The sequence below is a fragment of the Paenibacillus sp. OV219 genome (assembly GCF_900110075.1).
Classification (GTDB): domain Bacteria; phylum Bacillota; class Bacilli; order Paenibacillales; family Paenibacillaceae; genus Paenibacillus_Z.
Window position 1 is genome coordinate 111,066 of record NZ_FOCJ01000002.1, and the last position, 24,366, is coordinate 135,431.

Sequence of the window (24,366 nt, forward strand, 5' to 3'; positions counted from 1 at the left end):
GAGCAAGGGTGGAGGCGAGTGCGAGTGCAAGCGTTGCAAGCGGTATGCAGAAAGGCGACCGAAGACGATGTTGAAGTGTTAGTGGGTTTAATAGCAGGTTACGCCGAGAAAGGAATTATGCTGCCGCGATCACGCGATGTGCTGAAGCGCCAGATTGATACATTCGTTGTAGCTGAAGTTGGAAGCGAGGTTGTCGGCTGCGGTTCTCTAACTCAGCTTGGAGCCGATCTTGTTGAAATTCGCTCGCTCGGCATTTCCGAAGGCTACAAAGGACTTGGTATTGGCAGCAAGCTCGTCGATCAGCTGATCTTTGAAGCAAGAGAGCAGCAGATTCCGAAGATAATGGCACTGACCTATGAAGTCCGCTTTTTCGAGAAAAACGGCTTTACGGTAGTGAATAAAGAGATCTTCCCAGAGAAAGTATGGACGGATTGTATCCACTGCGCGAAACAGCATGCATGTGATGAAATCGCTGTACTGAAGATGCTGGATTAACGTACACAAAATGTACGTTTTATAGATGTCCCGAAAATGCCAAACTGACTTGACAATCGATAAGTCGGTTTGGTATTTTTGTATTAATGATTAGCACTCAACGATAACGAGTGCTAACGATGTGACGATAACGAAATTGGAGGGACTGCGATGTTAACTGAACGGCAGCGAATGATATTGAACGTCATTATTGATGATTATATCCGCTCGGCGGAGCCTATAGGTTCTCGCAGTATTTCGAAACGAAGCGACGTCAGCTTCTCACCGGCAACGATCCGGAATGAGATGGCTGATTTGGAGGAGCTCGGGTTTCTGGAGCAGCCCCATACGTCAGCAGGGCGAATCCCATCCATTAAAGGTTATCGGTACTACGTTGATCATCTTGTCCGGTTGGGCGAGGTGAACGATCATGATGTACAGAAGGTTCGTTCCTTCTTCACGGAGAAGATGAACCAGATGGAGCAGATCATTCAGCATGCTGCAAGTATTTTGTCCAACTTGACGAACTATACAAGCATTGTGCTGGGACCTGAGACGTTTGCAAATTCGCTGAAGCATTTTCAATTGGTGCCGATCAGCGATGACACGGCGGTGGCGATCATAGTGACGAGCACCGGCCATGTTGAGAACCGCACCATTTCCATTCCGGCTGATATGAGCATGGATGAAATGCAGCAGGCTGTTAATATTTTGAATGCGAAATTGATCGGTGTGCCGATGGTAAGGCTGAAATCGAAGCTTTATTCTGAGGTTGGCCAAGAGCTTGGACGTTATGCGGACCAATGCGAACGGCTGCTTGGGGTATTGGATGATGCGCTGAAGAGTGAAGACGATCACCGCTTATTCTTTAGCGGTGCGACGAACATGCTGACACAGCCTGAGTTCAAGGATGTCGACAAAGTGAAGACTCTGCTCGACCTGCTCGATGAGACGCCTACGATTATGCAGATGTTCAGTTCGCTTCCAAGCGGTATTGCGGTTCGAATTGGGACAGAGAATACTCATGAGGCAATAAACAATTGCAGCTTGATTACAGCGACGTATTCGGCACATGGGCAGCAGCTTGGCACGATAGGCATACTTGGTCCGACAAGGATGGATTACGGTAAAGTAATTGGCCTGCTCGATCTTTTATCGAAGGATATGGCAGTACTGCTCAGTCGATGGTACAAGTGACGTATGTAATCTGTAAAGTAAGACAGGGATTATTTTCAGGAGGTGCACGCACTCGTGTCTGTGAATGAACAGCATACAGATGAGGAACATATCAATGAAGTGAACAGTGCTTCTGTGGAAGAACAAGAAGTATCAGCAGAGGAGACAGCTCCTCAGAATGAAGAAGCAAGTACAGAGGATTCCCGTATCGCCGAGCTCACGAAGCTTGCGGATGAGAATCAGCAGCGTTACTTACGCGCACAAGCGGATTTCGATAACTTCCGCCGCCGTACGATGAAGGAGAAGGAAGATCTCGCCCAATATGCTTCGATGAAGCTGATCAGCCAGCTGCTGCCGGTTGTCGACAACTTCGGTCGCGCTGTAGAAGCTGCGAAGAGCGGCGGCGACGTCGAATCGTTCTCCAAAGGCGTGGACATGATCTTCCGCCAATTCGAGCAAGTGCTTGAAGCTGAAGGACTCAAAGCCATGGATGTTGTGGGTGAGCCGTTCAATCCTGATTTCCACCAAGCGATTATGCAAGTGGAGTCTGATGAGCATGAAGAAGGCATCGTTGTGGAAGAAGTGCAAAAGGGTTATGTGCTGAAGGATAAAGTGCTGCGTCCCGCTATGGTGAAAGTGAGCGGTTAACGTTCAGTTGCCTATATACTTAAATTTTATGTAATAGAGAGCCTAAGGAGGAATTTCAATTATGAGTAAAGTAATCGGTATTGACCTTGGAACAACAAACTCATGCGTAGCGGTAATGGAAGGCGGCGAAGCTGTCGTAATCCCGAATCCGGAAGGCAATCGTACAACACCATCGGTTGTTGGCTTCAAGAAAGACGGAGAGCGTGTGGTCGGTGAAGCGGCTAAACGCCAAGCGATCACGAATCCAGACCGTACGATTAGCTCCATCAAGCGTCACATGGGTACAAACCATAAAGAAGTAATCGACGGTAAAGACTACTCGTCGCAAGAAATTTCCGCAATCATCCTGCAAAAGCTGAAATCAGACGCTGAAGCATACCTTGGTCAAACGGTAACACAAGCGGTTATTACTGTTCCTGCTTACTTCAACGACAGCCAACGTCAAGCGACGAAGGATGCCGGCAAGATCGCAGGTCTTGAAGTACTTCGTATCGTCAACGAGCCGACTGCAGCAGCGCTTGCATATGGCCTTGAGAAAACAGAAGATCATACGATTCTCGTTTATGACCTTGGTGGTGGTACGTTCGACGTGTCGATCCTTGAGCTCGGCGACGGCTTCTTCGAAGTAAAAGCAACTAGCGGTGACAACCGTCTGGGCGGCGATGACTTCGACCAAGTAGTTATCGACTACCTCGTAAGTGAATTCAAAAAAGAGCAAGGCGTAGACCTCTCTAAAGATAAAGCAGCTGTACAACGTCTGAAAGACGCAGCAGAGAAAGCGAAGAAGGAACTATCCGGTATGGTTACTTCATCGATCTCCCTGCCGTTCATCACAATGGCTGACGGCGTACCGCAGCATTTGGAAATGAGCCTAACTCGTGCGAAGTTTGAAGAGCTGTCCGCAGCGCTCGTTGAGCGTACACTTGGACCAACTCGCCAAGCGCTTAGCGATGCTGGCATGTCCCCAAGCGACATCGACAAAGTCGTTCTTGTCGGCGGATCGACTCGTATCCCAGCTGTTCAAGAAGCAGTTAAGAAGCTGATCGGCAAAGACCCGCACAAAGGCGTTAACCCGGATGAGGTTGTAGCTCTTGGTGCAGCGGTTCAAGCAGGCGTACTGACTGGCGATGTGAAGGACGTTGTATTGCTCGACGTAACTCCTCTGTCCCTTGGTATCGAAACAGCGGGCGGCGTGTTCACGAAGATGATCGACCGCAACACGACGATTCCAACGAGCAAATCGCAAGTGTACTCCACATATGCGGACAATCAGCCTAGCGTAGAGATTCACGTGCTGCAAGGCGAGCGTCAAATGGCTGCTGGCAACAAAACACTTGGACGCTTCACGCTGGGTGACATTCCACTGGCGCCACGTGGCGTACCGCAAATCGAAGTTACTTTCGATATCGACGCGAACGGTATCGTTAACGTATCTGCCCTTGATAAAGGCACAGGCAAGAGTCAGAAGATTACAATCACTTCCTCCGGCGGCTTGTCTGAAGAAGAGATCGATCGCATGATGAAAGACGCTGAGCTTAACGCAGAAGAAGATCGCAAACGCCGTGAACTTGTTGAAGCGAAGAACAGCGCTGACCAGCTCGTATACACAGTTGACAAGACGATCAAAGATCTTGGCGACAAAGTAGACGCAGGCGAAATCGCAAAAGCAAACGAAGCGAAAGAAAAAGTTACTGCAGCGCTGGCAACAGACGATGTAGAGCAAATCAAAGCCGCTTCGGATGAATTGACTGAAATTATGCAGCAGCTGTCGATGAAGCTGTATGAGCAAGCTGGCGCTGAAGGCGCAGGTCCTGAAGCAGGCGAAGCAAAAGGCAGAGATAACGTAGTTGACGCTGATTACGAAGTTGTTGACGACAAGAAATAAGTTAGGCAGATTCGCGTAAACGGTGCGCCGTCCGAGAAAATTTTGGACGGCGCAGCCGTTTCTTGCTATGTCTTGAATTAATGTGGGTTGAATAATGGCAAAGTTGTTTTAACTCGGGAGAGAGAAATCAGCGATTATACGGATACAGAAGGGGTGACGGTTTTGGCAGACAAGCGTGATTTTTACGAGGTGCTTGGAGTTGAGAAGAGCGCTTCGGATGATGATATTAAGAAAGCGTACCGCAAGATGGCTCGCCAATACCATCCGGACGTGAATAAAGCGGCGGATGCGGAGAGCAAGTTCAAAGAAGTGAAGGAAGCATATGACGTCCTGAGCGATGACGGGAAACGCTCGCAGTACGACCGTTTCGGCCATGTCGATCCGAACCAAGGCTTCGGAGGCGGCGGCGGTGCTGACTTCGGCGGCGGCTTCGGCGATATCTTTGATATGTTCTTCGGAGGCGGTGGCGGCGGTCGCCGTGATCCGAACGCGCCTCAGCGCGGCAACGATCTTCAATATACGATGACCATCGAGTTCAAGGAAGCCGTGTTCGGCAAGGAAACGGAGATTACGATCCCTCGTACCGAGAACTGCGATACTTGCGTGGGCTCGGGCGCAAAGCCTGGTACGAAGCCAGAAACGTGCTCGACATGCCGTGGTACAGGCCAGCAAGAGGTTGTTCAGAATACGCCGTTCGGCCGTATGGTGAACCGCCGCGCTTGTTCGTCATGTAGCGGAGCAGGCAAGATCATTAAAGAGAAGTGCACGACCTGCCATGGCGCAGGCAAAGTGAAGAAGCAGCGCAAGATTAACGTGAAGATTCCTGCCGGCGTAGATGAAGGCGCACAAATCCGCCTCACCGGCGAAGGCGAGGGCGGTACGCGCGGAGGCCCATCCGGCGACCTGTATATCGTCATTCGCGTGAAGGCGCATGATTTCTTCGAGCGTGACAACGATGATATCTACTGTGAAGTACCACTTAATTTCGCGCAGGCAGCGCTTGGCGACGAGATTGAAATTCCGACGCTCACTGAGAAAGTGAAGCTGAAGATCCCTGCAGGCACACAGACCGGCACCTTCTTCCGCCTAAAGGGCAAAGGAGTACCTCGTCTGCGCGGCTACGGTCAAGGCGATCAGCATGTGAAGGTCACGGTCGTTACACCGACCAACATGAGTGATGAGCAGAAGGAACTGCTGCGTCAGTTCGCCGGTGTAGGCGCGCCAGTGGGCGATGTGCAGCAGGAGCACCACGAATCGATCTTCGATAAGATGAAGAAAGCATTCCGCGGCGAATAATCGGCAATCAATCAGCATAAGAACGAAACCATTGGTTTATGCTAACCTTCGTGTCCAACACATCATTGAACATGGAGGTGCATGCCGATGAAGGATCAAGACCTTGAAAAAGTGAATTTTGCCGAGCTGCCGATAGGGAAGAATGAGGATGTTGAGTTCTCCGAAGAGCTCGCTGACGATGCGGACCGAGTAGCGCAGCAACGTGCAGCTGAAGCGGACGCCAGAGCTGAGCATTCCTAAGGAGCGTGACGTGACGAGATGACCGCGACAATTCACGCGACGTTCCAGGACAGCAGTGACGCGAGAGAAGCGCAAACGAAGCTGCAGTATCTCCGTGTTGAGCAGGTTAACGACGGTGCTGATGGGGCTTCGTTCACGGCTACCGTTGGCGATGAACTCATCGAACGGGCTATTCATCTGATCGAGCAGACCGGTGGCACAGCGCTTATTTAACTTGGAAAATGCAACATAGATGCCTCCTGATGCGGACCACGCATGTAGGGGGTGTTTTTTTTAATGAATATACAAACGCTTACAATTGTGGCACAATAGACGATGGGTTCAGTTTTGTGCTCGGGCACAATGATTAGAGGAGGAGCAGCGAATGCCGGTTAACTTTTACAATAACACACAAGTTTATCCCGAATGGAGCGAGCTTAGCCATTACGGTATTAACCATCTGAAAGTCGGAGATATCGTCAAGCTGCACTATCACGACGCCAATGAGTATTGGATTATTATTAGCGGCAGAGGCACTTGCACGACAGAAGGCGATCCATACGAAATCGGTCCTGGCGACATGGTCCTGACAAAGCGGGGCGACGAGCACTCCCTGGTTGTTACTGAGGAAATGGTTGCTGTATATATTTATGGAATTATGCCGGAAGGCGGACGGGTCGGCTATTTATTCAAAGGGGTTGACGACGTAAAATGACACTTCGAATCATTCAAGTTGGTCTTGGCATGCATGGCTTCGGAGTCGCGCAAGCGTTCGTCAAGCAATCGCAGGGTTTCGAATATGCCGGCGTGGTAGAGATTAATCCTGCCCGGCTGAAAGAATGTGCCGCAACGCTTGGTGTAGCCGAAGAGCACTGCTTCACGGACTACAAGGAAGCGTTCGCAGCACTTACGGCAGATGCCGTCTTCGTTACGGCAGCCTCCCCTTACCATTATGCGATCTGTAAAGCAGCACTTGAGCAAGGGCTGCATGTGCTGGTTGAAAAGCCGTTCGTGCTCGATATTAAGGAAGGCTGCGAGCTCGTTGATCTAGCGAAGGAGAAGCAACTGATCTTGATGGTCAGCCAGAACTATCGCTACCAGAACCATGTGCTATCGCTCAAGAGCGCGATCGGCGAAGTTGGCAAGCCGCTATTCGTACAAGCGCAGTTCTTCTATGACCACTTCGGCAAAGATTATCAACAGGTCATGGACAACTTCATGCTGCTCGAGATGGCGGTACACCATATTGATATGATCCGCTACTTGTTTGATACGAATATCCGAACGGTGTCGGGTAAGACATGGAACATCGAGGGCAGCATGTACAATGGGCATCCGAATGTACAGGCCGGTATGCAGCTAGACAACGGTATGCCGGTGTTCTATCTGGGCAGCCTCGTATCCAAAGGGCTGTCGTCGCCATGGGAAGGCGAATGGCGCGTTCAATGCCAAGACGGCTCCGTCCACTTAGGCGATCTTGGACAAGGCTATGGCGTCTATATTGTGGATCAACAGCAGAATAAGCGATATGTCTCCTATGAGGACGGACCGCTGCCGGATTCGATGCAAGGCATTCACAGCGTGCTGGCTGAGTTCGCTGCACGGATTCAAGATGGCGCGGAGCCGGCCTTGTCCGGTCGCGATAACTTGCACACGTTGGCGGCGCTTATCGCTTTCGCAGATTCTTCGGAGAGCGGTGTCGTCAAGTACCCGGAAAGCTACATCGTAACGAACTAATTTTTGAATCATACGCCTTAAACAAGTCTCTTCGCATTGGATGCTGAAGAGGCTTGTTTTTGCATGTGGGACCTGTTTTTGCTTGGAAGCGTGTAACAGTGTAAAATAGAAGCAATATACACCAAACTAGTGGTAAATTCAGGGGGACATATTCAAGTGAAATGGCATGAAATAACGATCTCGACAACGGAAGAAGCGATCGAGATGATATCCAACTTCTTGCACGAAATGGATGCCGACGGCGTATCCATTGAAGAATCAGGCACACTTAATAAAGAAAGAGACACTTCCCTCGGCCAGTGGTATGAGCATCCGCTGAACGATATTCCGGAAGGACATGCGGTCATTAAAGGGTATTTCTCGGAGCTTGATTCGGACGTGGACGCATTAATGACAATGCTGACGGCCCGTATTGATGAGCTGCGCGAATTCGATATTGAGCCAGGCGAATACACAATTACCAAAGCGATGGTCGACGAAGAGGACTGGGCTAATGCGTGGAAGCAGTATTTCAAGCCAATTCGAGTATCTGAACGCTTGACGATAAAACCGACATGGGAAGAATACACACCTTCGCCAGGTGAGCGTATTATTGAGCTTGATCCTGGCATGGCATTCGGTACAGGCACGCATCCGACGACAGCGCTATGCTTGCGCGCGTTGGAATCGGTCATCAAAGGCGATGAGGAAATCATCGACGTTGGTACAGGCTCCGGTATTCTCGCAATTGGCGCGATGCTGCTTGGCGCACGCCGAGTGCTGGCGCTTGACCTAGATCCGATCTCGGTTACATCCGCAACGGAGAATATTCGTCTTAATAACCTGCAAGGCGATATCCAAGTGTACTTGAGCGACCTGCTTGGCGTCTTGAACAGTGAACAGAAGCTGAATGTTACGGTGCCTGTCGATGTCGTCGTGGCGAATATTTTGGCAGAGATCATTCTGCTGTTCATTGACGACGTTTATGCAGCGCTGAAGCCAGGCGGCACCTATATCGCATCGGGTATTTGGAAGAACAAGGAAGATGCGGTTGAGCAAGGCTTGGAAGCGGCCGGGTTTACGATTATCGACCGTCAGTACGACCAAGATTGGATTGCGTTCGTTGCGAAGAAACCGGAATAAGCGGGGAAAATGATCGGCGCATCCGTTGCTTAAATCCTGAGGAGGAAGATAATCGGTGTCGGATTTGTTATGGTACCCTTTAAACGATTTACCGTTTGTTTTTCTTGTTATTATGATTGCCTTCACGGCTCATGAATTTGCGCATGCGTATTTTGCTTATCTATTCGGAGATCGGACTGCGTACGATGCCGGGCGTGTAACGCTCAATCCGCGTGTCCATCTCGATATGATGGGAACAATCCTCATTCTAATTGCTGGCTTCGGCTGGGCAAGGCCGGTACCAGTCAACCGGGGACGCTTCAAGCATCCTCGGTTGATGGGAATCGTCGTCTCGGCTGTGGGGCCGCTTAGCAACCTGCTGCTTTCCGCAATCGGTATTCTGGCTGTATATGTGCTTAACGAGACGGGTTTGCTGGATGCGGGCTCGATCGGTGTTCACCGCGCAATCGTTCATTTTTTGCACTATCTGATTACGCTCAACATCGTGCTCTTCATATTTAACCTTATTCCGGTTCCGCCGCTTGACGGCTATCGCATCATTCAAGATGTGGTACCTACGTCACTGCGAATTCGTATGGATCAGAACGCGCATTGGGGCATCTTTATTTTCCTCCTTATCGTCTTCATTCCGCCGCTTCGCGCTGCAACGCTTGATCCGTTGTTTATGTACTCGAATCATATCATTTCCGGATTAATCGATTTCTTCGACTTGTTCTTCAAGCAAGTGGATTGGCAGCAGTTTGACAACGATTTCCTCAGGTAATTTAGCAGCTTGGAAAATGTTTGACCTACCTAGCAAAGGTACGCCAAAACGTGTATCATGTAGGTTGGAGTTTTTCGTGAGGGGATATCAGTTTCGTCCTCGATTTGCAATTTGGAGTAGAGAGGTTTGACCCATGCAACGTTATTTTGTAACACCGGAGCAGCTGCAGGACAATCGCGTCGTGCTCACAGGTGACGATGCCCATCACGTCGTACGCGTGATGCGGATGGAAGCAGGAGATAGCATCATTGTGAGCGACGGTCAGTCGCGAGTCGCTGAAGCGGTCATACGCACGCTCTCGCCGAGCAATGTAGAGGCTGAAGTGTCGGAGTGGCTGCAGGATAGCAGCGAGCCGCTTTGGTCTGTTACCGTCGCACAAAGCTTGCCTAAGGGCGATAAAATGGAAATTGTCATTCAGAAGGGAACCGAAATCGGCGCAGTCAGCTTCGTGCCGTTTCAGTCTCAGCGAATGATTGTTCAATATGATGACAAGAAGGAAGCCAAACGTCTGGAGCGTTGGGGCAAAATCGCGAAGGAAGCGGCGGAGCAGGCACATCGCAGCCGGATTCCAGCCATTGAGGCAGTAGCTTCGTGGAAAGCGCTGATTAAGCTTATTCAGGCTTACGATTTGGCCTTGTTCTGTTATGAGAAGGAAGGCGGCGGCCTCGGCTTGCGGGATGCGATATCCGCGCAGCGGGCACGTCATGGCTGGGGCAGCGAAGAGCGCAGCATACTGCTCATCGTTGGACCCGAAGGCGGCTTCACGGAGCGTGAAGCTGGCGAAGCAGAGGAAGCCGGCGCAGTAATCGTCGGCCTAGGCAAGCGAATCTTACGCACGGAAACGGCTGCGATGGTTGGACTCGCCTGCCTCATGTATGAATCCGGAGAAATGGGAGGCGTTTAACAACTATGCCATCAGTTGCTTTTTACACACTTGGATGCAAAGTTAACTTTTATGATACAGAAGCGGTTTGGCAGCTGTTTAAGAATGAAGGATACGAGCAGGTTGACTTCGAAACGACGACAGCTGATGTTTATTTGATTAATACTTGCACGGTGACGAATACGGGGGATAAGAAGAGCAGACAAATTATTCGTCGTGCGATTCGCCGCAACCCTGACGCGATTATCGCGGTTACGGGCTGCTATGCGCAGACTTCACCTGCCGAAATTCTTGCGATTGAAGGCGTTGACCTTGTTATCGGAACACAGGACCGGGACAAGCTGATGACGTACATCGCGGACCTGCACCAAGAGCGTAAACCGGTGAATGCTGTTCGCAACATTATGAAGACGCGGGAGTTCGAAGAGCTCGATGTGCCTGATTTTGCAGAGCGTACTCGTGCATTCCTGAAGATTCAAGAAGGCTGCAACAACTTCTGCACCTTCTGTATTATTCCATGGTCGCGCGGCCTGTCCCGCAGCCGTGATCCGCAAAGTGTCTTGAACCAGGCGCGCCAGCTCGTGGATGCGGGCTATAAGGAAATTGTCCTGACAGGCATTCATACCGGCGGTTATGGTGATGATATGGAGAACTATAAATTGTCGAACTTGATCTGGGATCTAGATGCGATCGAAGGCCTCGAGCGTATTCGAATCAGCTCCATCGAAGCGAGCCAGATTGATGAAGATATGATTGACGTATTGAATCGTTCGAGCAAGATGTGCCGTCATCTCCATATTCCGCTGCAAGCCGGCGAAACCAGTGTGCTGAAGCGCATGCGCAGAAAGTACACAACCGAAGAGTTCGCGGAGAAAATCAAGCTGCTGCACGAGGCGATGCCTGGTGTAGCGATTACAACAGACGTTATTGTCGGCTTCCCAGGCGAGACGGATGAAATGTTCGAGAACGGCTTCAAATTCATGGAAGAGATGAATTTTGCCGAGATGCATGTGTTCCCGTATTCCAAGCGTACAGGTACGCCTGCAGCGCGTATGGAAGATCAGATTGATGATGAAGTGAAGAACGAGCGCGTTCATAAGCTGATTGATCTCTCCGAGCGGATGCAGCTTGAATATGCGAAGAAGTATGTCGGTGAAGTGCTTGATATCATTCCGGAGCGCGAGCATAAGGGTTCGGAAGGTTCCGGTCTCATCATGGGCTATTCGGACAACTACATTCAAGTTGTGTTCGAGGGCTCAGTAGAGCTGGTCGGTGAGCTGTGCCGCGTGAAAATTACAGAAGCTGGCGTTAACGAGTGCAGAGGTCAGCTCCTACGCGTCCTTGATACGAAGACAGCAGGTACTGTCGTGCCACAAGCGATGCAGGCGTAATTTTCCAAAGAGTAACAGTAAACTTGCTGCAGGGATTCTTAAGCTGTCCGTCAAAGGGCTGCGTGAGAATCCTTGCTCTACATAAGAGCCATTTCAGGAAAATGCGTAAAGGGGAACGAACGGGATGAAAGAAATTTCAGCAGGTGGAGTTGTGTTCCGCAAGCATGAAGGTGCGCTGCAGATTCAGTTGATTCAGGATCGCTACGGCAAAATCTCGTTGCCGAAGGGCAAGATGGAGGCTGGCGAAACCGTCGAGCAAACCGCGCTGCGCGAAATTGTAGAAGAGACGGGCATGGAAGGCGTCATTATTGCGCCGATTGACCAGATTAAATACAAATACAATCACGAATCTAAAGGGCTTGTGGATAAAGAAGTCCACTATTATCTCGTGGAGGCAGTTGGCGGCAAGCTGCAAGCACAGATTGAGGAAATTCGCGGCGTGGAATGGTTCGAGCCATCCGAGGCATGGAGACGGCAGAAGCAGTCTGGTTATAACAATAACGACCGTATAGTGGCCGGTGCGCTGCGGTTGCTGGGGATTAGTGTGTAGTAGGTGGATTGGTGGGAAAGCGAGTAGACCAGCTACATCGGAGGACTGCAGTTTGGCGGAGAACCGCCGCAATAAGCCAAAGAAGATCCCTGAGGGATCTTCTTTTCAGCAGCTCAAGCTGAAGTTAGCTTCCGCAACCTTGGAAGATAACAGAGAGGCAGCGCCAGCAGAGAGCTGAGTACGTTGAACAGCGTCTGCGCGTGGGCGATTTGCCCTGCTGGCGATGGTGTGAGCCAAGCCGCCGCCGCGCCGAGCTCGGCAGCGAAAGGCGCGAACAGCGCGGCGCCGCCGACGTTGAGCAGCACATGCGACAGCGCCACGAACCGCCCGGCGCGTGTACCGCCGAGCGCTGCGATGACTGCGGTCACGCAGGTGCCGACGTTCGCGCCGAGTACGATGGCGATGCCGATCGGAAGCGGCATCGCGCCAGACTGGGCGAGACCCATGACGATGCCGATGACGGCGGCACTGCTGTGCACCATGGCGGTCAGTACGATCCCCGCCGCCATCCCCCACAGCACGCTAACCTCGGCTCGCGCGAGGAACTCGTGGAAGAACTTCGTCGACTGCACGGCAGGCGCGACGGATTGCATAAGCCCAATGCCGATGAGCAGCAAGGCGAAGCCGCCGAGGACGACGCTTAAGCTGCGCAGAGGCATCACAAAGCGGCGTAGCCCCTTCCTGCCTCTGCCAAGCCAAGGTCCAAGTCCAAGCTCGCCGAAGATGACGGTCGCGAGCCATAGTCCAAGCGCTAGCAGAAGCAGAGGCCAGCCAAGACGGTTCAAGTTCATCCCGATGAGCTCGGTCGTTAAGCAAGTGCCGATATTGGTGCCAAGAATGAGGCCAAGCGTACGCGGGAAAGTAAGCAGGCCAGCGTTGACGAGCCCAATTGCGATAACGGTAACGGCTGTGCTGCTCTGCAGTACAGCCGTTGTTGCTGTCCCGACGAGCAAGCCCCGCAGCGGCGTGGAAGTAAACTTTTGCAGCACAAATTGCAGTCGATTGCCCACGGATCGCTGAAGCGCAAGCTCCATTGCTCGCATGCCGAGCAAGAAGAGAATAAAGCCGAGTGTCATCGGAATGATGATTGTATTGAGCATTGCACTCATTCTCCTTTCGTACCACATATCAAAGGTTGAATATAAATACATATGCTAGGTGCAGGACGAGCATGACAAGCATCATCAAGCTAGATGCAAGAGGAAAAGGTGGAGATGGAATTGGAACGGGCAAAAGCGATTTTACAGCGTGATCGCAAAAAAAGATTGGAAGCCGGGCACCCATGGGTGTTCGCAAGCGAGATCAATCGGGTGGACGGCGAAGCAGCTCCGGGTGATTTGGTTGACCTCGTGACACATCAAGGACGCTATCTGGCGACGGGATACTGGAACCCAAGCTCACAAATTACGGTACGCGTTGTCTCCTATAAACCAATTGAGTCGATGGACAAAGCGTTCTTCGTTGAACGATTCAGCCAGTGCTCGCAGCACCGCAGCCGTTTCGTACAAGGTAGTGATTGCCGTCTGGTGTACGGAGAAGCGGATTTCCTGCCGGGGCTCATTGTTGATCGCTTCGGCGGCGTACTCGTTGTCCAGCTGCTCACACTCGGGATGGATGCGCGCCGTGATGCTATCATAGCGGCACTTGTCCAAGTATTCGCGCCGCAAGGGATCTATGAGCGCAGCGACGTGTCGGTGCGAGAGCTGGAAGGGTTGGAGCAGCGGACAGGCGTTCTTTATGGCGATTGCCCGAGGATCGTAGAGATCTTCGAGAATGGATTGAAGATGGAAGTCGATATCGTGGAAGGGCAGAAGACAGGCTATTTCTTCGACCAGCGCGAGAACCGGGCTTCAATTGCACCTCTTATGCTCGGCTGGGGCTCTCGCAGCGGTATTAAGCTGGCTCCGGTGCCGACAGACGATGCCACAGAGGCAAAAGCGGCGCAGTCGGATGACACCGGCACAATCGCTACGTTAAACGAAGAGAAGCTCGTCCCCGTCAATGCGAATGGCAAGATCGTCACGTTCCCGTACTGGGACGGCGCAACGGTGCTGGAATGCTTCGCGCATACAGGCAGCTTCACTCTCCATGCGTGTAAGTATGGTGCGAAGAAGGTGACTTGCTTGGACGTATCTGAGCATGCCATCGAGACCGCTCGCCGTAACGTCATCCGCAATGGGTTCGAAGATCGGGTAGAGTTTGTCGTTGCGGATGCGTTCGAGTATCTTCGCAAACAAGTGAAGGGAATCGATGAACGCCATGATCGCGCGGCAGGTAAAGGCGATACCTCGAAGCCATTAAACGATGCAGGTCGAAAATGGGACGTTGTCATCCTGGACCCGCCGGCATTCACGAAGTCGAGAAGCGCGATTGAAGGCGCGGTCAGAGGCTATAAAGATATTAATCTTCACGGGCTGAAGCTCGTTAATGAAGGTGGCTATCTCGTAACTGCGAGCTGCTCCTATCATATGCGTCCAGATTTATTCCTTGAGACGATCCAGGCCGCAGCGATTGACGCAGGCAAGACGCTCCGTCTCATCGAATGGCGCGCAGCCGGTAAGGATCACCCGCAAATCGTAGGCGTGAACGAGGGCCATTATTTGAAGTTTGGCATATTTGAAGTGCGCAGCCGCTAGAAGGCGGAACGCATTGATAAAGGTGATGAAGGAGTGCGGGCTGGAAACAGCTGATGCACTTCTTTTTTGTTTTGCTGATGGAAATCAACGATTTGAGCTATGTAAGAATAGGTAAATAGATCTTATTAAATAGGAAAATAATGTATAAATAATTCCATTCTCCGGAAACAAATCCGGGTTCATCTACGTCTAATGGTTAAATTAGATAGGGGGTGATCGCCATAATCAAGAAATCGTTGATTGTTGTCTTCTTGGCGACGTTGTTGAGCGCAGCATTCTTTCTAAAGCCACATATCGTCTCAGCTTGTTCATGCGTGGGTACGATTTCCGCTGAGGAACAAGTGAAAGGTGAGCTCGATCGCAAAACGGCGATCTTTGAAGGAACTGTACTTGAAATAAAACAACCATCTCAAAAAACAATCATGTCCACGGCAGACAAAGTTAGAGTTACTTTCGAGGTGTCCAGAGTGTGGAAGGGCGAAGTGGGCCAACAAGCAGAAGTATACACCGCTATGAGCTCGGCAAGCTGCGGCATTGAAAATTTCGAAGTCGGAACGAAGTACATCGTGTCCGCGTACAAAGATTCCAAACCTCTTGAAACCAATATTTGCGACTTAACGAAGCCGCTTGCTAATGCTAGAGCTGAGCTAGCCATACTTGGCGACGGTTATGCGCCGATGGATCAAGCTTCCAATGAGTCAGGAAACCTGATGGTGATAACTCTAATTGTTACGATTACGGCCATTATCATTGGCTTGTTCGTTTGGATGATCGTTAAGCGACCTAGGGTATGATTGTCATGAACGCAAAGGCAATTGCCATTGAAAAGAAAAGTAATGTTAAAGTTCTTTTAAACGTTCCTTTATCGAATGGGTTGTCTTAGTAATGGAGTGCATCGCCAATTGTTCCAAGGTACTTCGATGATGTTCCAATTAGAAACATAAAAAGAGCCTTCCAGCGAAAGCCATACGGCTTCGATCTGGAGGGCTCTTCTCTATTGTCATATACGTGCCTTGGCAGCATCGTATTCGGTTTGTACCTTTATCGCACTTGCGCTGCGCGTCTTCATAATGATCTTCCGGATGCTTTCGCTGGACAAATGATATTGCCGCTCAAGCTCCTGCACGGAGCTTCCACTCACATAGTGCTGGAAAATTTCGTCATTACGCCGCTTAATCATAATCCGAGACCCGCTCTTCTCACCCCAAGCGGCACGTTCGTTATGCGGCTTCGGGATATACAGCAGTTCTCCTTGAATGTAAGCTTGAAGCTCTTTCAGCAGATTAGGGGGAAGCACATCTTTTCCATTTTTGTAGTTCAAGGTAAACCTCCTTGTTCATATCGCCTGCTGCAACATCACCGAAAGTCGAGATTACCATGTCGTACACCTCCTCTTTTTAAAATGAAAAAAACACGATCACACTGGCGAAATCGTGCTTCATGCAATCAGTATAATTGAAAACGGATCTATCCGTCATCCTTTTTTTGGTAGATGAGGGAGGCATCTCAGCCTCCCTCTGAAGACGACTTCCGCTGTTAGGCGGAAATCACCTCGTGTTGGTTGATCAATTGGATCATCTCCTTTCGCGAAGATTCGTCGGGCCCGACATCTATATTAAGCCATACCAACAGACCAACCATCAAGCGAAAGAACGGCTATAATCATTTGTTACTCTGGCTAATAACTCCATTGCACTATTTACCTTATTGAAATAAGAACAAATGTTTGTGTTAAAGGGTGAAATGAGTGGAATGCCTATGGTAGAATAATAGAATCGAATAGGGGAGAGAGGTGGGCAGGTCATGACGCTACGTTTTGTAATCGGCCGCTCAGGCTCAGGCAAGACGCACCATTGTCTAAACGAGATTAGACAGCAGGTACTGGCGCAGCCAGAAGGACCACCAATCGTTATTTTGGTGCCGGAGCAGGCGACATTCCAGACGGAATACGAGCTGCTGAATCACTCGGAGCTTAGAGGCAGCATACGGGCGCAAGCGCTCAGCTTCCGGCGTCTGTCGTTCCGCATCATGCAGGAGACTGGCGGAACTGCACGCATTCCAATTAGTGAGAACGGCAAGAACATGCTGCTGTACAAAATCGTCCATCGTCTCGAGGAGCAGCTGCAGCTGTTCCAAGGTTCACATACGCAGCACGGTTTCATCGAACGGCTTGGCGAGCTGATGACAGAGTTGAAGCGATATGGCATCGATGCTTCGCAGCTATCGGACTATGCGGTCAACAGGCTGCCGCAGAAGAGCAATTCGCTGCTCGGGCGTAAGCTGAACGATCTTTTGAAAATCTCCGAACAACTCGAGCAGGAGTTAGAAGGGCTCTATGTAGATGCCGAGGATTACTTGAGCTGGCTTATTCGCGGTTTTCATCAAGCGCCGTCGATGGCTGATACGGAAGTTTGGGTGGACGGGTTCCATGGCTTTACACCGAAGGAATTTGACGCCCTCGCATCGCTAATGAAGCACAGTAAAGCGATGACGATTACGCTGTGCCTCGATAAGCTCTACGAGCTTGGCGAGCAGCCGCATGAGCTGGACTTGTTCCGCCCGACGGCAGAGACGTATATGAAGCTTAGAGATATAGCGATTACAAACGGCGTGACGATTGAGGAGCCGCTGTTCTTGGATGGAACGCCATACCGATTCCGGGAGAACCCGATGCTTGCGCATGTGGAACGGAACTATGGCGGACGGGGAAGACTTACTCTCACCGATGACGAGCTGCGACATGGCGGCGTCTCGCTTCATGCTGCGGCAGGACGCCGAGCGGAAGTAGAAGCGGTAGCGCGTGATATCGTGCGCAGAGTGCGCGATGAAGGCGCGAGATACCGTGACATGGCGGTTATGGTGCGTAATGCGCCGGATTACAACGACTATATTAAGGCAGTATTTGCTGACTATGAAATACCGTATTTTCTCGATCAGAAGAACGCAGCACTGCACCATCCTTTTGTCGAATTCATTCGTTCGGCATTGGAAATTTCGGTACATGGCTGGAGGTTCGAGGCCGTATTCCGCTGCATTAAGACAGAGCTGCTCATCCCAGAAGACGGCAGCTTGACGCGTGAGAGCTTCGACTTACTTGAGAATTTCGCACTGGCGACAGGGATGAACGGCAACCGCTGGACGACGCTTAGCCAGTGGAAGCCGATGACGCGGGATACACTCGAAGGTGATCCGATCGGCGCGGGCGAGAAAGAACTGCGAGAGTTCGAAGTTATTATGGCCGCTAGGGAGGCGGTCATACCTGTTATTCGAAAGTTTACGCGCGAGCTGAAGAAAGCAAGCAGTGTAAGGCAAATGTGCGAGGCGCTGTACCGCCTATTCATTGCAACCGAAGCGCCGGATCGGCTAGAGCGTTGGAGCCGCAAGGCAATTGCCAACGGCAATCCGCTGAAGGCGAGAGAACATCGCCAGCTGTGGGACGGCGTGATGGAGCTGCTTGACCAGCTGACAGAGATGACCGGTACGGAAGCGATGCCTGTTGAGCTGTTCGCAGGGATGGTAGAGACCGGTCTTGAGAGCTTGAAGCTTGCCTCGGTACCGCCTTCACTTGACCAAGTGCTGATCGGCAGCATGGACCGAACACGTTCAGGACAAGTGTCGGTGTGCTATCTGCTTGGCGCGAATGACGGCATCATGCCGCAGCGCATGCAGGAAGACGGCGTGCTGACGGAAGCGGAGCGCGAGACGCTTGAATACGGCGGGCTTGTGATGGCGCCAGGCGTACGCCGGAAGCTGCTCGATGAACGCTTTATGATTTACGGCGCACTGACGACGCCGAGTAACCATCTGTGGATTAGCTGGCCGCTGGCGGATGAAGAAGGGAAGAGCCTGCATCCGTCTGAGGTCATTCGGCATTTGAAAAATCTGCTCCCAGGCTTGCAGGAAGCAGGCATTGCAGGAGAGCCGACTCCGAGCATGCCGGAGTCTGAGCAGCAAGCCTTCATGGCGCATTCGGAGCGGACGCTGTCCTATCTGATTACGCAGTTGCGCGGCTGGAAGCATGGCGGCGAGATTGCGCCGATCTGGTGGGAAGCGTACAACTGGTTTGCTGTCCGCCCGCAGTGGCAGGACAAGCTGCAACGACTGGTTGCATCGCTTCAATACAGTAATGAAGAAGTGACGCTGTCTGGTGGGACAGCTGATTTACTCTACGGACGACTGCTACGCGGTAGCGTGTCGCGGATGGAACGCTTCGTATCTTGTCCGTTTCAGCATTTTGCCATACACGGTTTGAGGCTTCGAGAGAGAGCGTTGTATAAGCTCGCTGCTCCAGACATCGGACAACTCTTCCATGCTGCGCTGAGCCGACTTACAGAGTCGCTTGGCGATCAGTTCGGCGCATACACGCCGGAGCAGCTGCGCCAACTGTCCTCTGAAGTTGTTGGCGAGCTGGCCCAGCGCCTGCAATCGCAAATTCTGTACAGCAGCAGCCGCCATCAATATGTGGCTCGCAAGCTGCGTGACATTATTAGCCAGGCGGCGATTATTCTTAGCGAGCATGCGCGGCGCGCGCAGTTCAAGCCAGTCGGTCTCGAAATCGGCTTCGGCCCGGACGGTCCACTGCCGCCGGTTACGATTCCGCTGTCGGGAGGAAGAACACTTGAGATGGTCGGCCGAATTGACCGTGTCGATGCAGCGCAAACGACGGACGGCCTTCTGCTGCGAGTCATCGACTACAAGTCCAGCGCCAAGCAGCTGCGGCTTGAGGAGGTCGCCTATGGGATGGCGCTCCAAATGCTGACGTATTTGGACGTCTTGCTGACACATGCACCGGAGTGGCTCGGTCAACCAGCAAAGGCGGCTGGCGCATTGTACTTCCACGTACACAACCCAATGCTGTCTTCATCGAATGGTATGCTGCCTGCGAAGGCGCAAACAGAAATATTGAAGCGGTTCAAGCTGAAAGGGCTTGTGCTCGCAGATGAAGAAACGGTCCGAATGATGGATAACACACTAGCTACCGGCTATTCCGAGCTGCTTCCACTTGCGCTCAAGCGCGACGGAGGTTTCTATAGCAGTTCTTCTGTTGTCTCGGATGAGCAATGGGGAACGCTGCGCAAGTCGGTGCGGGGAACGCTGCGCCGAATTGGCGAGCGAATCGCGGGCGGCGACGTTTCTATCGCACCTTACCGTCTTGGCGGTAAGACGCCATGCCAATTCTGTGCCTATAAGCCGGTATGCCATTTCGATCCGTTAATCGAAGGCAATTGCTATACGAAGCTGAACAAGCCGGGCAAAGACGAAGTGTGGGAGCTGCTCGCGTCAGGAGACGACGATGAGAGTGCTGTTGGCGAGCAGCCGAATGGAATTGAGAAGGAGGAGCATGGACAATGACGACGACAGCGACGATAGCTTCGATACCGCCAAAGCCGATTGGCAGCACATGGACAGACGATCAATGGCGCGCCATTGTAACGAGCGGGAGCAATATTCTAGTTGCTGCTGCTGCAGGCTCCGGCAAAACGGCTGTTCTCGTCGAACGGATCATCCGCAAAATATCTGCGGATACCGATGTCGACAGGCTGCTTGTAGCGACCTTTACCAAAGCGGCTGCCGCCGAAATGAAAGAGCGGATCCGAATCGCGCTTGAGAAGGAGCTCGACAAGAACCTGGGCTCCGATCATCTTCGCAGGCAGCTTGCCCTTATGGGTCGAGCGTCTATAACGACGCTTCATTCCTTCTGCCTTGATGTCATCCGGCGCTATTATTCGCTGATCGGGCTCGATCCAGGTTTTCGCATTGCGAACGAGACGGAAGCGGAGTTGCTGAGGATGGACGTGCTCGATGCGTTGTTCGAGGAACGCTACGAAGTAATAGATAGTAAAGAAGGACAAGCCTTCTATGAGTTAGTTGAACGGTTCGGCGGAGAGCGCGGCGACGAGCCGCTATATGCGCTCGTTATGAAGCTCTATAATTTCTCGCAAAGCCATCCTTGGCCAAAATCATGGCTGCAAGACACGGCAGCAGAATTCCGTGTAAAGGATGCCGAAGAGCTTGGGCGTACCGAGTGGGTGCAGAGCATAGCGGCTGCTGTCAATATGTCGCTGCAAGGCGCGCAGAGCTTGCTCGAACAGGCGATGGACATTACGCGGCTGCCGGCAGGACCTGACGCGTATGCCGAAACATTCCAGGATGATCTGAATGTCATTCATGCACTGCAGCGCAAGGTGAACCATGAACCGTGGGAGACATGGCACGAAGCGTTCACGACAGCGAGCTTCGGCAAGCTGAAGAGTCAGCGCGGAGATGCATGCGACAAAGTGTTGCAGGAGCAGGCGAAGGAGCTGCGTGATTCCGTGAAGAAGCTCATCGCGGATATGACCGATGAGCTGTTCACCCGCACGCCGGAGCAGTTCGCGGCGGAGCTGCTCGAGATGGCGCCGCTCATGGAGACGCTCTCCGGGCTAGCAGACGAATTCGGCAGCCGGTTCGAAGCTGCCAAGCTCGAGAAAGGACTTATCGACTTTGGCGATATGGAGCACTATTGCTTGCGGATTTTGCGAGACAGCTCATCTACGCCAGCACAGATGGTCCCATCGGCAGCAGCGCTCGAATACCAGCAGCAGTTCCAAGAGGTGCTGCTTGATGAATACCAAGATACGAACATGGTGCAGGAAGCGATTGTTTCCTTAATCGCGAGGCCGGGTAAAGGCAACCGGTTCATGGTTGGCGATGTGAAGCAGAGCATCTACCGGTTCCGATTGGCGGAGCCAGGCTTGTTCCTGCGTAAATATAAAACTTATCTGACTTCTGACGATATGCAAGGCGCGGATGCGGATGCAGTCGACAGCGATAGTGGGATGGACGAAGAGCAAGAATACGGCGTTCGGATAGATCTGGCGCGTAACTTCCGCAGTCGTCAAGAGGTGGTCGACGGTGTTAACAATGTGTTCCGGGCGATCATGCGTGAGAAGGCAGCGGAGATGGACTATGACCAGCGAGCAGAGCTCGTGTGCGGCGCGTCCTATCCATCCGCGAGCGATGGCGGAGCACCGGAGCGCTATGCAGTAGAGTTTGCAGTTCTCGATAAGGGTGGCAAAAGCTCTGGCGAAACGGATGTCGATGCGGAAGAGAACAGTGAAAGCGAAGTCAGCTTTGATTCAGAGCCGGCTGAGGATTTGCAGACGGTAGAGCTTGAGGCGCGGTGGATTGCTAGCCAAATTCTTAGATTGAAAGGCATGCAGGCAGGTGAAGACGCTGCTAGCGAGGAGCCTTTTCAAGTTTATGATGGCAAAAAAGGGCGGAAGCGTCCGCTCGCATGGCGCGACATCGTTATCCTGCTTCGAGCAGACAAGCAATGGGCGCCTACTATTATCGAGGAGCTGCAGCAGCATGGAATTCCGGCCTATGCGGAGCTAAGCAGCGGCTACTTTGAAGCTACTGAAGTAGAGACGATGCTGTCGCTGCTGCGTGTCATCGATAACCCTTATCAAGATATTCCGCTTGCGGGGACGCTTCGTTCGCCGCTTGTCGGGTTAACAGGCGAAGAGCTGGCGCTAATCCGCATTGCCGGCGGACGAGTCGCTTTTTACGAGGCGGTTCGTCTTGCTGCTGATGATGGGGCGATCCCGGAATCGACACAGCGCAAGCTTGTCCAATTCCTCGCCGCACTGGAAACATGGCGAGAGGAGGCGCGCCTTGGCGCACTCGCCGACCTGCTATGGCGCATTTACCGCGAAACAGGCTATTACGATCTCGTCGGCGGAATGACTGGCGGCTTGCAGCGGCAAGCAAATTTACGCGCGCTGCATGACCGTACGCGCCAATATGAAGCGACGACGCTGCGCGGCTTGTTCCGCTTCCTCCGGTTTATCGACCGGATGCGGGAAAGCGGCGGTGACCTTGGCACAGCAAGAGCACTAGGTGAACAAGAAGATGTCGTACGCATCATGTCGATTCACAAGAGCAAGGGGCTCGAGTTCCCGGTCGTGTTCGCAGCAGGGCTTGGCAAGCAGTTTAACAAGCGTGATCTGACGAGCCAGTTCTTAATGCATAAGCAGCTCGGCTTCGGGCCGCGATACGTCGATACGGATCTGCGCGTGAGCTATCCGACGCTGCCGTATCTAGCGATTCGCCAGCGACTTGGCATGGAGACGCTAGCGGAGGAAATGCGGATTCTGTACGTAGCGCTGACGAGACCGAAGGAGAAGATGTTCCTCGTCGGCACCGTTGCCGATGCCGAGAAACAGCTGCAGCGTTGGGCGTCTGCGCTTAATCGTGAAGGACAGCTGCCGGACTTCCGCATTGCCGGGGCATCCAAGTTTATTGATTGGCTCGGTCCACTGGCGATGGAAGCAGGAATTCCGATTGTTGTGGAGCAAGCCGATGAGGAGCTGGCGCTCGAGACGCAAGAAAGCGTTGAAAGGGAAGCAGCGGAGACCGCGCGGCAGCCGGAGATCGAGGATGAGCTTAGTCGTCTGCGTGCGTTCAAAGATTGGAAGACAGCGGTCGTGCCGGCATCCGTGCTAGGGTTTGAAGCTGCAGCAGGTGCTGTTGAAGATACCGAAGCGATGGAGGCTTTTGCCGAGCGGATGCAGGCTGTTCAATCTCTTGTCCCTCTGCCGATTTCAAGCGAAGCTGCAAGCGAGATTGATAGGCGGCTTAGTTGGCGGTACCCATACGCGGCAGCCACGACGACGGCAGCGAAAAGCTCCGTAACCGAGATGAAGCGGCTGCATGCCGAATTCGGCGGGGATGACGAAGTGTTGTTATTGCCTGAGATTGCGGAAGCAGCGGAAGCGGCAAATGTTGAGGTCGTTGAGGTTGTGATGGAAGAGTTGGAAGAGCTGGTAGAACCGGAAGAGCCGGAAGAGCCTGGCGAAGTGGTTCAGCTTGATCTGTTTGCGATGGCGGAGGATGAAGGCCAGGTGGAGCTCTTCTTCGATCATGAGGCGGCTAGCCATGTGCATGAAGAGATGTCGCAGACTGAGGCAACAAGGAAGTTTGAAGCTTCGGCGACTAAGTCAGGCGGTGGCGAGTATACGTTCCGTCTACGTCGTCCGAAATTCATGGAAGAGGCTTCGATGACTGCAGCAGAGCGGGGAACCGTGAGCCACTTGGTCATGCAGCATATACCGATCACAGGAGAAGTGACAGAAGAAACGGTGCGCGAGACTGTTAACCGATTGCGGGAGCAGTCAATGTTGTCGAAGCAGCAAGCGGATGCGGTGGATATAGCGGGTTCGGCGGCATTTTTCCAGAGCGGTGTGGGCAAAAGGCTGCTTGAAGCGCAGTGGGTGCGGCGCGAGACGCCGTTCAGCTGTACATTCCCGGCAACGCGGGTTTACCCGGGATGGGACGAAGGCCTTGAAGAAGAGCCGATCCTCATTCAAGGGGTCATTGACTGCTTGTTCGAAGATGAACAGGGCTTGGTGCTGCTTGATTATAAAACAGACCGGATTCAGATGAAGCAATGGGAGCAGGCGGCTGAGCGCCACCGGTTCCAGCTGACGCTGTATGCAGAAGCGATTGAGTCTGTCATTGGCCGGAAAATAAATGAATGTTATGTGTTCTTCTTCGATGGAGGACGTGCGGTAAAATTGTTCTAACGAGGGGAAGGGAAACTGGC

Annotated in this window: 20 protein-coding genes; 18 read left to right on the forward strand and 2 right to left on the reverse strand. The window is 52.3% G+C overall.

Features of this window, described 5'->3' with window-relative positions:
• Positions 1–33 precede the first annotated feature (33 nt).
• From BMY11_RS06275 to BMY11_RS06340, 14 genes are all read left to right on the forward strand, one after another.
• Entirely contained in the window at positions 34–495 is a 462-nt protein-coding gene (locus BMY11_RS06275) for an N-acetyltransferase (protein ID WP_090574375.1), read from the forward strand.
• 150 nt (positions 496–645) lie between these two features.
• The gene (gene hrcA, locus BMY11_RS06280; protein WP_090573648.1) at positions 646–1,671 is read left to right on the forward strand and encodes a heat-inducible transcriptional repressor HrcA; all 1,026 of its coding nucleotides are present in this window, start codon (positions 646–648) and stop codon (positions 1,669–1,671) included.
• Positions 1,672–1,731: 60 nt separating this feature from the next.
• Positions 1,732–2,298: a nucleotide exchange factor GrpE gene (gene grpE / locus BMY11_RS06285; protein WP_090574377.1), complete on the forward strand. Its 567-nt coding sequence runs from the start codon at positions 1,732–1,734 to the stop codon at positions 2,296–2,298.
• 61 nt (positions 2,299–2,359) lie between these two features.
• The gene (gene dnaK / locus BMY11_RS06290) at positions 2,360–4,183 is read left to right on the forward strand and encodes a molecular chaperone DnaK (protein ID WP_090573649.1); all 1,824 of its coding nucleotides are present in this window, start codon (positions 2,360–2,362) and stop codon (positions 4,181–4,183) included.
• A 162-nt stretch (positions 4,184–4,345) separates the two neighbouring features.
• Positions 4,346–5,479, forward strand: a complete 1,134-nt coding sequence (gene dnaJ / locus BMY11_RS06295; protein ID WP_090573650.1) for a molecular chaperone DnaJ — start codon at positions 4,346–4,348, stop codon at positions 5,477–5,479.
• 87 nt (positions 5,480–5,566) lie between these two features.
• Positions 5,567–5,719: a YfhD family protein gene (locus BMY11_RS06300; RefSeq protein ID WP_256217331.1), complete on the forward strand. Its 153-nt coding sequence runs from the start codon at positions 5,567–5,569 to the stop codon at positions 5,717–5,719.
• Positions 5,720–5,737: 18 nt separating this feature from the next.
• On the forward strand, positions 5,738–5,932 hold the full coding sequence (locus tag BMY11_RS06305) for a hypothetical protein (protein ID WP_090573652.1): 195 nt from the start codon (positions 5,738–5,740) through the stop codon (positions 5,930–5,932).
• Between the two features lie 151 nt (positions 5,933–6,083).
• Positions 6,084–6,413: a cupin domain-containing protein gene (locus BMY11_RS06310; protein ID WP_090573653.1), complete on the forward strand. Its 330-nt coding sequence runs from the start codon at positions 6,084–6,086 to the stop codon at positions 6,411–6,413.
• The gene (locus BMY11_RS06315; protein WP_090573654.1) at positions 6,410–7,435 is read left to right on the forward strand and encodes a Gfo/Idh/MocA family protein; all 1,026 of its coding nucleotides are present in this window, start codon (positions 6,410–6,412) and stop codon (positions 7,433–7,435) included. The genes BMY11_RS06310 and BMY11_RS06315 overlap by 4 nt, the downstream gene beginning before the upstream one ends.
• A 156-nt stretch (positions 7,436–7,591) precedes the next feature.
• Positions 7,592–8,557 (forward strand): 50S ribosomal protein L11 methyltransferase, encoded by a 966-nt coding sequence (prmA, locus tag BMY11_RS06320; RefSeq protein WP_090573655.1) that lies wholly within the window; start codon positions 7,592–7,594, stop codon positions 8,555–8,557.
• 55 nt (positions 8,558–8,612) lie between these two features.
• Positions 8,613–9,320 (forward strand): site-2 protease family protein, encoded by a 708-nt coding sequence (locus BMY11_RS06325; protein ID WP_256217332.1) that lies wholly within the window; start codon positions 8,613–8,615, stop codon positions 9,318–9,320.
• A gap of 133 nt (positions 9,321–9,453) precedes the next feature.
• Positions 9,454–10,224, forward strand: coding sequence for a 16S rRNA (uracil(1498)-N(3))-methyltransferase (locus BMY11_RS06330; protein WP_090573656.1), 771 nt, complete (start codon positions 9,454–9,456; stop codon positions 10,222–10,224).
• Between the two features lie 5 nt (positions 10,225–10,229).
• Entirely contained in the window at positions 10,230–11,594 is a 1,365-nt protein-coding gene (gene mtaB, locus BMY11_RS06335; RefSeq protein ID WP_090573657.1) for a tRNA (N(6)-L-threonylcarbamoyladenosine(37)-C(2))-methylthiotransferase MtaB, read from the forward strand.
• A 124-nt stretch (positions 11,595–11,718) separates the two neighbouring features.
• Positions 11,719–12,144 (forward strand): NUDIX hydrolase, encoded by a 426-nt coding sequence (locus tag BMY11_RS06340; RefSeq protein WP_090573658.1) that lies wholly within the window; start codon positions 11,719–11,721, stop codon positions 12,142–12,144.
• Positions 12,145–12,257: 113 nt separating this feature from the next.
• Here the strand turns inward: BMY11_RS06340 and BMY11_RS06345 are convergent, their stop codons facing one another.
• A complete protein-coding gene (locus BMY11_RS06345) occupies positions 12,258–13,244 on the reverse strand; it encodes a Na/Pi cotransporter family protein (RefSeq protein WP_090573659.1) in 987 nt (328 codons plus the stop codon).
• A 114-nt stretch (positions 13,245–13,358) separates the two neighbouring features.
• On the opposite strand from BMY11_RS06345, the gene BMY11_RS06350 reads away from it, so the two are divergent.
• Complete coding sequence (locus tag BMY11_RS06350; protein ID WP_090573660.1) at positions 13,359–14,780, forward strand: class I SAM-dependent rRNA methyltransferase; 1,422 nt, start codon at positions 13,359–13,361, stop codon at positions 14,778–14,780.
• 314 nt (positions 14,781–15,094) lie between these two features.
• The gene (locus tag BMY11_RS06355; protein ID WP_177182530.1) at positions 15,095–15,574 is read left to right on the forward strand and encodes a hypothetical protein; all 480 of its coding nucleotides are present in this window, start codon (positions 15,095–15,097) and stop codon (positions 15,572–15,574) included.
• Between the two features lie 206 nt (positions 15,575–15,780).
• Here the strand turns inward: BMY11_RS06355 and BMY11_RS06360 are convergent, their stop codons facing one another.
• A complete protein-coding gene (locus BMY11_RS06360; RefSeq protein ID WP_090573662.1) occupies positions 15,781–16,101 on the reverse strand; it encodes a CD3324 family protein in 321 nt (106 codons plus the stop codon).
• Between the two features lie 482 nt (positions 16,102–16,583).
• Between BMY11_RS06360 and addB the strand changes: the two genes are divergently transcribed.
• Both addB and addA read left to right on the forward strand, forming a co-directional pair.
• Positions 16,584–20,132, forward strand: coding sequence for a helicase-exonuclease AddAB subunit AddB (gene addB, locus BMY11_RS06365; protein WP_090573663.1), 3,549 nt, complete (start codon positions 16,584–16,586; stop codon positions 20,130–20,132).
• Positions 20,129–24,346 carry a helicase-exonuclease AddAB subunit AddA gene (gene addA, locus BMY11_RS06370; protein ID WP_090573664.1) on the forward strand — a complete coding sequence of 1,406 codons (4,218 nt, stop codon included), beginning with the start codon at positions 20,129–20,131 and terminating at the stop codon, positions 24,344–24,346. The genes addB and addA overlap by 4 nt, the downstream gene beginning before the upstream one ends.
• The last annotated feature ends 20 nt before the right edge of the window (positions 24,347–24,366 follow it).